The sequence below is a fragment of the Maribacter spongiicola genome, assembly GCF_004364165.1.
Taxonomy (GTDB): Bacteria; Bacteroidota; Bacteroidia; order Flavobacteriales; family Flavobacteriaceae; genus Maribacter; species Maribacter spongiicola.
The window spans coordinates 1,422,437-1,436,187 of the sequence record NZ_SOAY01000010.1 but is presented as its reverse complement, the minus strand read 5'-3'; the positions used below and the strand labels follow the sequence as shown (position 1 = coordinate 1,436,187).

At 35.6% G+C, this 13,751-nt stretch carries 8 protein-coding genes; 6 read left to right on the top strand and 2 right to left on the bottom strand.

What is annotated here, in order from left to right:
• Positions 1-38 precede the first annotated feature (38 nt).
• Positions 39-1,838, bottom strand: coding sequence for an arylsulfatase (locus CLV90_RS06640; RefSeq protein ID WP_243835283.1), 1,800 nt, complete (start codon positions 1,836-1,838; stop codon positions 39-41).
• A gap of 311 nt (positions 1,839-2,149) precedes the next feature.
• On the opposite strand from CLV90_RS06640, the gene CLV90_RS06635 reads away from it, so the two are divergent.
• The 6 genes from CLV90_RS06635 to CLV90_RS06610 all read left to right on the top strand — a co-directional run bounded on the left by CLV90_RS06635 (position 2,150) and on the right by CLV90_RS06610 (position 12,047).
• Positions 2,150-3,454, top strand: a complete 1,305-nt coding sequence (locus tag CLV90_RS06635) for a sulfatase-like hydrolase/transferase (protein ID WP_133686681.1) — start codon at positions 2,150-2,152, stop codon at positions 3,452-3,454.
• An 88-nt stretch (positions 3,455-3,542) separates the two neighbouring features.
• Entirely contained in the window at positions 3,543-5,381 is a 1,839-nt protein-coding gene (locus CLV90_RS06630; protein WP_133686680.1) for a sulfatase family protein, read from the top strand.
• A 23-nt stretch (positions 5,382-5,404) separates the two neighbouring features.
• Positions 5,405-6,295, top strand: a complete 891-nt coding sequence (locus CLV90_RS06625; protein WP_133686679.1) for a family 16 glycosylhydrolase — start codon at positions 5,405-5,407, stop codon at positions 6,293-6,295.
• 172 nt (positions 6,296-6,467) lie between these two features.
• A complete protein-coding gene (locus tag CLV90_RS06620; protein ID WP_133686678.1) occupies positions 6,468-7,706 on the top strand; it encodes a glycoside hydrolase family 117 protein in 1,239 nt (412 codons plus the stop codon).
• Positions 7,706-10,534, top strand: a complete 2,829-nt coding sequence (locus tag CLV90_RS06615; protein WP_133686677.1) for a glycoside hydrolase family 2 TIM barrel-domain containing protein — start codon at positions 7,706-7,708, stop codon at positions 10,532-10,534. The genes CLV90_RS06620 and CLV90_RS06615 overlap by 1 nt, the downstream gene beginning before the upstream one ends.
• Positions 10,535-10,544: 10 nt before the next feature.
• Positions 10,545-12,047 carry an alpha-L-fucosidase gene (locus CLV90_RS06610; protein WP_133686676.1) on the top strand — a complete coding sequence of 501 codons (1,503 nt, stop codon included), beginning with the start codon at positions 10,545-10,547 and terminating at the stop codon, positions 12,045-12,047.
• A 72-nt stretch (positions 12,048-12,119) separates the two neighbouring features.
• Here CLV90_RS06610 and CLV90_RS06605 read toward each other — a convergent pair whose 3' ends face one another.
• Entirely contained in the window at positions 12,120-13,688 is a 1,569-nt protein-coding gene (locus tag CLV90_RS06605) for an alpha-L-fucosidase (RefSeq protein WP_133686675.1), read from the bottom strand.
• Positions 13,689-13,751: the final 63 nt, after the last annotated feature.

The following is a 13,751-nucleotide window of genomic DNA, read 5'->3' as shown; positions in this document are numbered from 1 at the left end:
AAGTATGCTATATTCGTTTTCTAAATGTATTAGATAACTTATTCGGCTACTTTATTAATGTAGGTATAGTAGACTCCGTAGTTTGTTTCATTTTCAATGAAATCATTAACTAAAAACGTTTTCCCTTTTTGTAAATGTACTTTAAAAACTACTTCTTCATCCCCCTCTAAAATCGGCTTTTCATGCATTTGATTTGCAATTGAAATTTTTGCTTTTGTCGGACTAATATTTTTATATTGAAATGAATTTTTAGGATTTTCTTTCGGAATACCCCGTATAGCACCTGAACATTCTTTTGGCCATCTACGTAAAGAAATTAAATATTCTCCCTCTTGGGCAATACGTAAAGCGTGGGTATTATTAGTGTTTTTTATACCATCGGCAACTTGTTCACATTTCCAAATACCGACATCTTCACCGATAGCGTGTTGTATGGTAAGCTTGGTCTCTAATTGAGCATTATTACCAACTACGGTTACCGGTAATTCTTTATAGGCAGTAGACAATTTTGCAGCATTAATAAAAATTGTATTTTCCTGAAGTAATTCAGTCACCAATTCGGGGTATGTTTCTGCTAAATTTATCTCTTGTTTTGGGTCCTTATCAATATTATATAATTCTTTACCATCAATTAGACGCCATTGGTTTTTAATAATACAAGTCGATGCTATATCATGAGGAGGTCTCCAATCTTGACGATTGTGTAAAGACATCGATCGATTTTGAACGGCTGTTTCTTTAGAAGAAAAGACAGAAGAAAAATCAGTTCCGTCTAAAGTCATTTGCTCAGGCAGCGTTAAATTACATAACGATGCCAAGGTTGGAATCAAATCTACATGCGCCGTGAGATTAGGTATATCTTTACCGCCTTGAATATTACCTTTTGGCCAACGTATAAAAAACGGCACACGATGGGCACCTTCTTCTTCATCTCCTTTTATACCTCTAAACCCTTTATTAAAACCTAATTTACCATCTTTACTGTAACCAAATCTAGTACCATTATCACTCATAAAAATAAGAATGGTATTTTCTAGCAAATTTTGCTTCTCCAAATACTGATAAAACTTGCCAAAATTTTCGTCAATATTGGCTATCATACCATAAAGATTTGCACTAATGATATCTTTACCTTCTAATTTCTTATAAGGCGCGGCATATTTTTCAGCAACAATTAAGGGGTCATGCGGAGCATTTAATGGCAAGTAAACAAAAAATGGTTCCTCTTTGTTTAAATCAATAAAACGTGTAGCTTCTTTAAACCATACATCAGTACAATAGCCTTCAAATTGTTTTGGTTGGTTATTTACGTAATACACATCATCAAAATAACTATTGCCCCAATAATCTGATAATTCACCTACGCCCCCGCCTAAATGTTGTACGACCCTATCAAAACCACTATCTGTAGGTCTTGACGGAAAGTTATCGCCTAAATGCCATTTACCGAACAAACCAGTATTATAGCCATTTCCTTTAAAAACATCTGCCATGGTTATAGCATTTTCCGATAAGGCATCTCTACCTTTAAACGTTGCCCATGCACCATTATTTATAGGAAACTGACCAGTCATTATCGCGGCTCTAGTTGGCGTGCATAATGCACTTACATGAAAATCGGTCATGCGAATGGCTTCGTTATAAAAAGCATCTATTTCTGGTGTTTTTAGCCACGGGTTACCTTGGCAGCCTAAATCTCCAATTCCTAAATCATCAGCTAAAATTAGAATTACGTTAGGCGGTTTCTGTTGCTTTTTTTGCATTGAAAACCCAAAAGAAAAAATCAGAAAAATGAATAGTTGAATTACTTTCTGGAGCATATCTATTTTAAATTTCATTAACCCTAATTCATTTCACCATTAATACCGAGTAGTGAGGTCTTCTCAAAATTAAATAATATAATGTCTCATCAACATCACAAATGATTTAACCTCTAAAACAGATGTGCTAGTAAGGCTCAATAATATGCATTGTACAAATTATACATGTAGTTAAGCCTATTAAAAATCATATATGGTAGTATTCTGCCTATCTCTTGCCCTTATTCATCATTGGTATATCTACTTTTATTTAGCACAAAACACCTATTTCAATATGTGGTTTGTCATAGGCAGAAATAAAAAAATAACGACTCTTACTCATCCCTACAATGAACAAAAAAAAAGTTTTCTATTTTCTAATAGTTCTATTTACAATTCATATTCACGCTCAACAGAATATTCTGTTTATAGAATCTGATGATCAGAGCAATCAAGCAGTTGGTGCCTATGGTAATGAAGCTATGCTTACTCCTAATATTGATGCTCTTGCCAAAGAAGGCACTTCTTTTACTGCCGCGTACAATATGGGCTGTTGGTCTCCAGCAGTTTGTATCCCTAGCAGAACCATGCTTATTTATGGAAAGTACATTTGGGAATCTCAAAAAATAAACAAGCAAAATGCCCCAAAATCATTACCAGAAAAATTACACGACAATGGCTATTATACCTATATGACCGGAAAATGGCATGCCATGGGGAAAAATGCAAAAGAAATTTTTGATGAAACCGGAAGCATACAACCAGGTCAACTAAAAACCTATAACTCCCCTGCTGGGCATATTACCGATATTACCGCTAATGAAGCTGTTAACTTTCTAAATACATACGATAATGTAAAACCATTTTTTGCCTATGTAGCATTCAACGCTCCGCATGTACCTAGACAGACCGAGCAAAAATATTATGATATGTATCCTGCTGATGAAATGGTTTTACCCCCAAGTGTGGTAGACAACACACCATTGAATAAAAATGTAAAGTACCAATACGCAAATGACCCTTTGAGTTCTAAAACAATGCAAAAACGCGTACAGCAAAACAATGCCATGGTAACACATATGGATACCCGTATCGGAGATATCATACAAGCTTTGAAGAACAAAGGAATCTATGATAATACCATCATAGTTTTTACTTCTGACCATGGAATTAATTTTGGTGAAAATGGTGTCGCAGGCAAGGTATGTCTCTATGAACCAAGTGTAACTGCTCCATTAATTATTAAAGCACCATCGGTTACTCCTAATTCTAAAATCGCATCTCGAGTGTATTTGCAAGATGTGGTGCCTACCCTATTTGATTTGCTAGACCTTGAAATACAAGAGCCAACAGATTTCGAAAGTTTAGCTCCTTTATTAACTCATACAGGAAAAGCTAGAGCCTCTATTTATCTAGCTATGTTCGATGATCAACGAGGCATAATATCAAAAAACAAAAAACTGATTGTTTATCCTAAAACAGGAAACTTAGAATTGTATGATCTAATTAATGATCCATGGGAAACAAAAAACCTGATTGGTGAACACCAATCAAAATCTACCATTACCAGTCTTTTAAGTCAATTGAAAGAGTGGCAATTAAAAACCTTGGATAAAACAGATCTAACCACAATCTATTTAAAATACAATCTATAAAATGAAATAAATACGGCTACAGTTTTCTTTGGACGCAACCATAATTTTAATAACTACTAACACACATCAAATTAAAACAGCACTATCAATGAATTTTAAATCTATTTTCTTCATATTTATTATCGGACTTTCTACTTTTCTGAAAGCTCAAGAAAAACCCAATATAGTTTGGATCGTATCAGAAGATAACTCCAAACACTACATGAAGCTTTTTGATGAAAACGGTGTATCAACACCCAACATCGAAAAACTAGCTGAAAAAGGGATTCAATTTAACAGGGCATTTTCAAATGCCGCTGTTTGTAGTGCTGCTAGATCGAGTATCATTACTGGAGTTTATGGTCCTAAACTTGCCTCTCATTATCATAGGTCAGAAGAAAAAGTAACACTGCCCGAAAACATAAAGATGTTTCCTGAATATCTGCGAGATGCCGGGTATTACACGAGCAATAATGCCAAGGAGGATTATAATATTTTTAAAAATGACAATGTTTGGGACGATTCTTCAAAAAAAGCGAGTTGGAGAAATCGTAATAAGAATCAACCTTTCTTTCACGTTCAAAACTTAGGTACAACCCATGAGGGTAGTTTACATTTTACGGAGGCGAGTATGGAATCAAGTAAAACCAAAACTGAAGCAGAAACAGTATTTGTACAGCCCAATCATCCGCAAACAGAAACATTTAAGTACACCAATGCACTTTATCGCGATTTAATCATAAAAATGGATGCACAGGTAGCAGAAGTCATCGAACAATTAAAAGATGATCATCTACTCGAGAATACCATTGTATTCTATTATGGCGACCACGGTGGCGTTTTACCTAATAGTAAAGGCTATTTGAAAGAAACCGGGCTACATGTTCCGCTGGTAGTCTACATTCCTGAAAAGTTTAAAAACTTATCCCCTTTTACATTAGGTACGGCAACAAATACCTTTGTTAGCTTTATTGATTTTAGTGCTACCGTTTTAAACTTAGCTGGCATTGCAATACCTAAAACCATAGCCGGAACCCCTTTTTTAGGCACGAACATCTCAAAAGCTACCCTACAAAATAATAAAACCTATGGCTATGCAGATAGGTTTGACGAAAAGTATGATATGGTTAGAAGCTTGCGAAAAGGCAACTTAAAATACATACGGAATTTTCAACCTTTTACTGTAAATGCCTTAATGAATGAATATAGATATAGACAATTGGCGTATAAGGAATGGAAAGACCTTTTCGATACTGGAAAACTGAACGAAATACAATTTCAATTTTTCACCCCTAAGGTTCCCGAAGAATTATATGATGTTGAAAATGACCCTTATGAAACCATCAATCTTGCGAACAATCCTGCATATCAAAAAAGCTTAAAACAGCTTAGAAAAAACCTAAATTCTTGGATGAGTTCAATGCCAGATCTATCATTATACCCTGAAAATTATATTATTGACAAGGCTTTTAATGATCCTATAACATTTGGTCAAGCACACAAAAAAGAAATATCTAATTATTTAAAAATTGCCAATCTACAAATAATCCCATTTAAAGAGGCACAACCAAAATTGAAAAAATATCTAGAATCTACCGATGATTTAGAGCGCTATTGGGCTTTAATTACGTGTTCTAGTTTTGGCACACAAGCAGATGAATTTTCCGATCAAATTCAACAAATGATGACGTCTGACTCTTTGTTGATAAACAGAATGCGAGCTGCAGAGTATTTAGGTATTACGGGAACCTTAAATAGTTCAAAGTTTTTAACAGAAATGTTGTATTCGTCTACGAATGAAAAAGAAGCACTTTTAATACTTAACACTATCACTTTGCAACAAGACTATTATCAGAAATACCAATTTAATATAGATATTAAAAAATTAGACAAGGCTGTTTATCAAAACAGCCTTATTCAAGAAAGAGTTACCTATTTAAACAATTAAAATCTTATAAAAAACCGATACAAATGAAATCAAACTATATCACATTAAAGCAACTACTTTTTACCGGCTTATTTTTAACTGTCGGCACCTTGGTAGCTCAAAAATCACCACACTTTAATGATGGTGAAGATCCTAAACCAACTACCCAAAAATGGAAACTGGTTAAAAACATGTCAGATGAATTTGAGGGCAAAAAGGTAGATGAAAAAAAATGGCAAATTTCAGGTCAAGGCTGGATTGGTAGAGCACCAGGCTTATTTCAATCAGAGAATATAAAAGTTGAAGATGGCGGCTTAAAAATAACCACAAAACTATTACCGCACCCAGTAACAAAACAAGGTAAAGAATACACCCATGGTGGCGGTTATGTTGGCTCTATTAATGGTATGACCTATGGCTACTATGAATGCGAAATGAAAGCCAACAAAACCTTCATGTCCTCAACTTTTTGGCTCATAAACGAGTCTAAAGAATTAGAAGGGTGTAATAAAAGAACTACAGAGTTAGATATTCAAGAAAGTGTTGGTCAAATTACCAATGATGCCGAGTGGATGAAAAATTTTGATCAATCTATGAATTCGAATACACACAGTAGAAATATACCAGAAGGGTGCGATTACGAAAAAGGCTCGAATAAATCTGGTGCTTTAGTTGGTGGCAAAGTATACGATGATTTTCATGTATATGGTGTATGGTGGAAATCTAAAGATGAAGTACAGTTTTTTCTAGATGGTAAATTTCTTGCAAAAGTAACCCCTCCTGCAGATTATGACATTGAAATGTATTTAAGAATGGTGGTAGAAACGTACAACTGGAATCCTGTGCCAGAAGATGGCGGAATGAGCGGTACCGAAGAAGAAAGAACGACTACTTACAATTGGGTCAGATCATGGGAATTAGTAGAAAGTAAATAAACTACACCGCATATTAATTAAATCATAATTCTATTTATGCTGTATAAACATCACAGTCAATTCATTAAAAATGTAGGATAGATAATATAGAAGAGGTTTATAAAAATAAAGAAATGCCTTAAAAGACAATTTTAGAACAACAAACAAAAACACTAATTATAGATTAAATACTATGAAAATACACGCACTCTTTATCGCTTTTTTTTTAATTGTGTGTAGCGCAAGCGCACAATATTTCCCCTATAATTTGCCTAAAGAAAAACCATCTATACCGTTGAGTACTTCAATGGAGCGTAATTATGATAGTTATCTGGCACCAGAACCAAAATATAATGAACTTTATACCCAGTTTAAATATACCGAATTAAAAGGTTTAGACTATAATAATCATGATGGTACCATTAGTAGAAGAGATCCTTCTAAAGTGATTTTTGAAAACGGAAAATATTATGTTTGGTATACCTATCGAAATACTGTTACCTCGCCTAAAGGTGCAGCATCTGCAACAGAAACAATCCCTTCTGCCGATTGGGATTTGGCTGAAATCTGGTATGCAACGAGCAATGATGGCTTTACTTGGAAAGAGCAAGGTGTTGCTATTCCTCGACCTCCAAAACCGAATTTAGGCCACCGTTCCGTATCAACAGCCGATATTCTTAAATGGAAAGGCAAGTACTATATGTATTACCAAGGTTTTAGTGAGCCTAGTGGAACAAGAGGCGATGATTGCCCTGTTCTAATGTCATATGCTTCTTCACCAGATGGACCTTGGACCGCCACCAACAAAATTGTTATCCCTAATGGACCAAAAGATACATGGGATCAATACTCTATTCATGACCCATATCCACTGGTCTATAAAGGCAAGATTTACTTGTACTATAAATCTGATTTTGTAGGCAGACCAAACTTAGTGCGAATGCAAGGTCTAGCTACTGCCGAAGATCCTCTTGGTCCATTTACTAAAAATCCATTAAACCCAGTATTAAATTCCGGACACGAGACTACCCTTTTTCCCTTTAAAACTGGTATTGCAGCCTTAAGTATTAGAGATGGTAATGAACACAATACCATACAATATTCAGAAGACGGCATCAATTTTAATATTGCTGCTATTACAGAATTAATGCCAGATGCCGCAGGTCCTTTTATTCCTGATGCTTTTACGGACACCAAGGATGGTAGAGGTATTACTTGGGGTATATCACATTTTACTAACGCAACTGGTTGGGAAACAAATCACGCTATTTTAACTCGGTTTGATTGTGATTTGAGCTTAGATATAGATGATCAAGGCATGAAAAAAGCGCATGTTTATCACAAGCCCGAATTTTATTATAAGCAGGGTTTAAACAAAGAGCAGCAAGAACGTATTCGTTTGGAAAATGAAGCATTAAAAGAAAAAGAGTAATGACAAAATTCAAATATCTCGTCGTTAGCTTCTTTGTGCTCTTACAGCATATGGCCATTGGGCAAACCTCAAGCGCCAAATCAGAAATACAATACCTATCGGGTACCGGAAAAGATACTACTGTAGATTGGCAATTCTATTGCTCTGAAGGAATGAACAGTGGTGTCTGGACTACCATTGGGGTACCCTCTTGTTGGGAACAACAAGGTTTTGGTGGTTACAATTATGGGCAAGATGATCTTGCTACACGCCATAAAGAATTTGGTCTTTATAAACATGAATTTCTGGCAACTGAAGAATGGAAAAACAAAACGATCGAGATTGTTTTTGAAGGTGTCATGACCGACGCCGAAGTGAAAATTAATGGAAAGTTAGCAGGGGAGATTCACCAAGGTGCCTTTTATGAATTTAAATATGATATAACAGCCCTATTAAAGTTTGGAGAATCTAATTTATTAGAAGTTAAGGTCAACAAGGTTTCGGCAAATGAATCTATCAATCATGCCGAACGAAAAGCAGATTTTTGGGTTTTTGGAGGAATATTTAGACCTGTATATTTAAAAATTTCTCCAAAAGAACATATAGAACGGGTTGCCATAGATGCACAGGCAGATGGTAGCATTAATGCCGATATTTTCTCTTCATCAAAAAAGGTTAAATCTGTAAACATGTTTTTATCTGACTTGGATAATAACAAAATTCAAGATTTAGCTATAACCGAAAATAATCAAGAAGAAGGAAAATGGCATGTAACTACAACAGCAAATGACATTAAAACTTGGAATCCTGAAAAACCGAACCTTTATCTATTAACTATTGAGGTGTTAGACGCAAAGAAAAAAGTACTCCATACCACCAGCAATCGTATTGGTTTTAGAACGGTTGAAGTTCGCGAACGCGATGGAATTTATGTAAACGGAAAACAAATTAAATTTAAAGGGGTAAACAGGCATTCTTTTCATCCTTCATCAGGTAGAACAACTTCTAAAGCGCTGAGTATTGAGCATATTAAAATGATGAAAGATATGAACATGAACGCGGTACGCATGTCTCATTACCCGCCCGATGTTCATTTTTTAAATGCTTGTGATTCTTTGGGGCTCTTTGTTATTGACGAAGTCTGTACCTGGCATTCTCCCCATTTAGATACTGAAGTTGGAGAAAAAATAGTAAAAGAAACGGTGGTTAGAGATGTTAACCATCCCTCTATTTTACTATGGGCAAATGGTAATGAAACAGGCTGGAATACCGATTTAGATAATGATTATGCCCTGTGGGATATTCAGAAAAGAGGAGTTATTCACCCATGGAATATCTTCAACAAAACCAATACGCTACATTATTTTCAATATCATGCATTGGCCAATGACGCCTATTCCAAAGATAAAATACTTTTCCCTACAGAATTTTTACATGGCTTATATGACGGTGGGCATGGCGCAGGCTTGGAAGATTACTGGAATAAAATGTGGAACATGCCACTTTCTGCAGGAGGTTTTCTTTGGGATTTTGCAGATGAAGCCATCATCCGTACCGATAAAAATAACACCCTTGACACTGACGGCAACCATGCTGCCGATGGCATTGTAGGGCCATACGGAGAGAAAGAAGCCAGTTATTTCACCATAAAAGAAGTTTGGTCTCCTATTTATATTGAAGATCGATACATAACACCAAACTTTAATGGAATTTTCAAGATTGAAAACAGGTATCATTTTACGAATTTGAATGAAATTAAAATGACCGCAAAATGGGTTCAATTTAATGGTCCTGATGAAAGTGATAATTTTAAGGTACTCTCCGAATCAGAAATTGAATTACCAGCTTTAGAACCAAATACTAAGGGAGCGTTTTCGGTTACCAAACCAAACAATTGGCAGTCGGCCGATGTACTTTATCTGACTGCTGTAGATGCGCAAGGCATGGAAATATTTACTTGGAGCTATCCCGTAAAAACACCCAAAAAACTAAATGCTGCGTATATAAATTCTTCTGAAAAAAGTAAACTTAAGAAAACCATAAAAGATAATAGTATTGCCATAGAAGCCAATGGCATTCACTATACATTTTCGGCAAAGACAGGTCTATTAAAAGAGGTTGTCAAGAACGGAAAAGTAATTCCTTTTAATAACGGACCCATCATTTTAGCACAGCATGACAGCATAATTTCGGTTGATGTTAAAAGCTTAGAAAACAGCATAGAGATTACGACAATTTATGAGCTAAAAGATAAATCACCTACCTGGGCGAGTCACAAAGAGTTATCCTCAGATATCATCAAATGGACCATTCATGCTAACGGTTTACTTGATTTGGCAGTAGATTTTAAAGCCAAGAGAGTTATAAAAGGCTACAAGGGCATTTCATTCTCTTTTCCTGAGTCTGAGGTAAGTGGTATGAAATGGTTGGGCGATGGTCCGTATCGGGTTTGGAGAAATAGAATGAAAGGTACCCAATTTAAGGTTTGGGAGAATGATTACAACAATACCATTACTGGTGAAACCGAATATGTTTATCCTGAATTTAAAGGGTTTTTCTCCAGCTTATATTGGGTGAAAGTTAAAGGGGAAAATGACAATGGTTTTACCGTCTATTGCAACTCTGAATACACATTTCTACGTATGCTAACCCCTGAAAATCCATCAGAAGACCCTAACAAAAGAGTAAGTATTGAATATCCTGAAGGTGACATTTCTTTTGTAAAAAACATACCTGGTATTGGCACCAAATTTCAAAAACCAGATACTATGGGACCACAGGGAAATCCAGAAAATTATTTTGGCAATTCAGACGAACCGATACAAATAGCATTGACTTTTGAATTTTAAAAAAACCAGAATGAACGCAGCTAAGTTTTTATTGATTTCTATTTCTATCCTCCTTCTAGGTTGTAAAACTAACAAGGAGGCTACTTATAAACCTGTATTTGAATCTTTAAAAAAACATGATGCCGCACCAGAATGGTTTCAAGATTCAAAGTTAGGTATCTATTTTCATTGGGGACCTTACAGCGTGTCTGCTTATGGTAGTGCATGGTATCCGCATAACATGTATAAAGACCAGGGAAATATTCGTAAACATCATGAAAAGACTTATGGTAGTATTCATGATTTTGGATACGAAGATTTCATACCCATGTTTAAAGCAGAACAATTTGATCCCGAAGATTGGGCAGACTTGTTTGAAATGGCAGGCGCTAAATTCGCTGGTCCTGTAGCACAACATCATGATGGCTTTGCCATGTGGGATAGTGACGTAAACCCATGGAATGCATCAGATATGGGCCCGAAAAGAGATATACTCGGTGAACTCTTTACCTCTTTAGAGAAAAGAAACATGAAAACCATTGCCACATTTCATCATGCTAGAAATGGGCAACGAAATGCTCATAAGCCTGAGGCTTGGAAAACAGCTTATGATAGTCATTATGTATATCACCCTGATCTACCGACCGCCACTACAGACCCAAAATTGCGTAAACTATTCGGAAATTTTGAGACCATAGAAGAATTCAATAACTATTGGTTAGCTCAAGTAAATGAAGTCGTAGACAAATACCATCCAGATATTCTATGGTATGACTCTTGGCTGAATTTAATTCCAGAAGATAAAAGAATGGAAATGGCCGCACATCATTTTAACAATGGGCTGAAACAAAACAAAGAAGTGGTTACAGCACACAAACAAGATGATCTACCCTTAGACTATAGCGTGCTAGATTTTGAACAAGGTGGAAGAAGAGATATACACCCTTTACCTTGGTTAACAGATATTACTTTAGGAGAAAGTAAATGGATGTATGTTGAAGGGCATCCGTACAAAACAGCAGATCTAGTCGTTAGAAATATGATCGATGTTTGGAGTAAAAACGGAATTGTATTACTAAATGTTTCTCCAAGAGCAGATGGGGTTATCAATCAAGAACAAAGAGACATTCTCAAAGAAATTGGCGATTGGCTAAAAATACATGGTGAAGCTGTTTACGGTACCAGAACACATACTATTTTTGGCTATGGCCCAGCGAAAGCGGTAGATGGCTCTCATGGTGGTCAATCATCCAAAATAAAATACACCGCAGATGATGTACGTTTTACCATTGCGAAAGATAAAAAGGCGATGTACGTATTCTTTCTAGGTAAACCAGAGACGGGAAAGAAAATAGAAATGCGCGCTATTGGCGGGTATCATAGAAACATACCTCCTACTCCAATAAAAAACGTACGCTTATTAGGTTCAGATATTTCTGTGGATTGGGAACTTACTTCAGAGAGTTTTTATTTAACCATGCCCAATGCTGAAATGAACGACTTAGCCACAGTTTTTAAGTTTGAATTAGAGTAACAATTAAAAAAACACAAATACGAATCAAATTTATAGTGTTTGTGTTTTTTTAATCAAATACCAATATTGAGTTTAATCTACATGAGCATCAATATTACCCCCAATATTATTTTCTTTATATCCTTCTAAAACTACTTTAAAAGCATGTGCATAATTAGTAGGTAACTTAGCTGGGGCTTGTAGTACCAAACCACGTTCATCTCTTGCCCATTTAATCTCCTCATCACTTCCTAAAAGAGAAATATGTTCTATTTTAGAATTTAAAACTCCAATATCGGTAGATAATGATTTCACTACAATTTCAGTATCAGGGGTGTCCATTACGATAATGTAGAATTCCTTATCCGATTTTTTAGTAAATCTTATATCCGTATTCTTATATTCTATTTTGAATTTCTCCACCTTGTGTCCCCCTTCCGGCAAACGGGTTGGTCCTTCTCCAAAAATCGTCCAAGGTCTAGTGCCGTAAATAGCATCACCATTAATAGCCAACCAATCTCCCATATCAATTAATAGGTCTTGCATCTCTTGAGGGATAGACCCGTCGGGATTAGGAGGTACATTTAAAAGCATCAATCCATTTTTTGAGACAATGTCCACTAGAATGTCTACCAACTCATTAGGTGTTTTGAATTTTGCATTTGGTCTATAAAACCAGGCACCAGGGGAGGTATCTGTTAACCAAGATGGAGACTTTGGCTGATTTGGTCTGCCACGTTCATAATCTTTAACGGCAACCGTTTCAGGAAAAGTAGTTTCTTTATAAGATATCACTACCTCTTTATCCCATTCTAAAGCTTTATTATAATAATAAGCTAAGAACTCTAGTCGAGACTCTTCTGTCATATTTTCTAGCCACCAATCAAACCAAATTAAATCTGGTTGATATACATCTATATACTCCTTCATTTTTGCCCACCAATCTTTATAAAATTGTTCATCTGGTGTATCAGATTCCAAAGAATGTGGGTTGGTATACAAGTCATAATCTTCAGCTTTTACTCCACCGTACTTATGTGCTGGAGCAAAATATTTCCAAGTAAATGCATGGTGAAAAGAAGCCATAAACTTTAAGCCCTTAGCTTCAATTTCTTTCTTTAATTCTGCCGAAGGATCTATTCCTCCATAATTCATAGAATTCCATCTTGTAGTCTTACTATCCCACATGGCAAAATTATCATGGTGCATAGCTACAGGTCCTGCAAATTTAGCACCTGATTTAGCGAATAAATCGGCCCATTCTTTTGCATTAAATGCTGATGGATCAAATTGTTCTATAATATGTTTATATCCATATTTTTTAGGATTTCCATATTTTTTAGAATGATGTTCAAAATTAGAAGTAGGCTTGCCGTTTTTAGTAGGTACTCTTTTACCATCTTCATACATTTTCATACCATGCCAACCTGCGTAGAATTTATCAGGATCTGAACCTTCAAAAGCTGAAGAAACAGGACCCCAATGTGCATAAATACCAAATTTTGCATCTTGAAACCAGTCAGGAACAGCATTCACTTTTTCTAAAGATTTCCAGTTATCTTCGAACCGAAAGCTCTTATTATCTTCTGTAGTATTACTTTGCTGACCATAAACTAGAGCGAACCCAAGAAACAAGCCTAACGTTAATTTTCCTCTTTTCATTTTTTATAGTTGAATTTTGGCTGGTAAGCTATTTAAGCTGCTAAATCGATCAAATAAACTACC

Coding starts and splice junctions, on each gene's coding strand:
- CLV90_RS06610 (WP_133686676.1), top strand. CDS start 10,545: ATGAACGCAGCTAAGTTTTTATTGATTTCTATTTCTATCCTCCTTCTA.
- CLV90_RS06640 (WP_243835283.1), bottom strand. CDS start 1,838: ATGAAATTTAAAATAGATATGCTCCAGAAAGTAATTCAACTATTCATT.
- CLV90_RS06605 (WP_133686675.1), bottom strand. CDS start 13,688: ATGAAAAGAGGAAAATTAACGTTAGGCTTGTTTCTTGGGTTCGCTCTA.
- CLV90_RS06625 (WP_133686679.1), top strand. CDS start 5,405: ATGAAATCAAACTATATCACATTAAAGCAACTACTTTTTACCGGCTTA.
- CLV90_RS06630 (WP_133686680.1), top strand. CDS start 3,543: ATGAATTTTAAATCTATTTTCTTCATATTTATTATCGGACTTTCTACT.
- CLV90_RS06635 (WP_133686681.1), top strand. CDS start 2,150: ATGAACAAAAAAAAAGTTTTCTATTTTCTAATAGTTCTATTTACAATT.
- CLV90_RS06620 (WP_133686678.1), top strand. CDS start 6,468: ATGAAAATACACGCACTCTTTATCGCTTTTTTTTTAATTGTGTGTAGC.
- CLV90_RS06615 (WP_133686677.1), top strand. CDS start 7,706: ATGACAAAATTCAAATATCTCGTCGTTAGCTTCTTTGTGCTCTTACAG.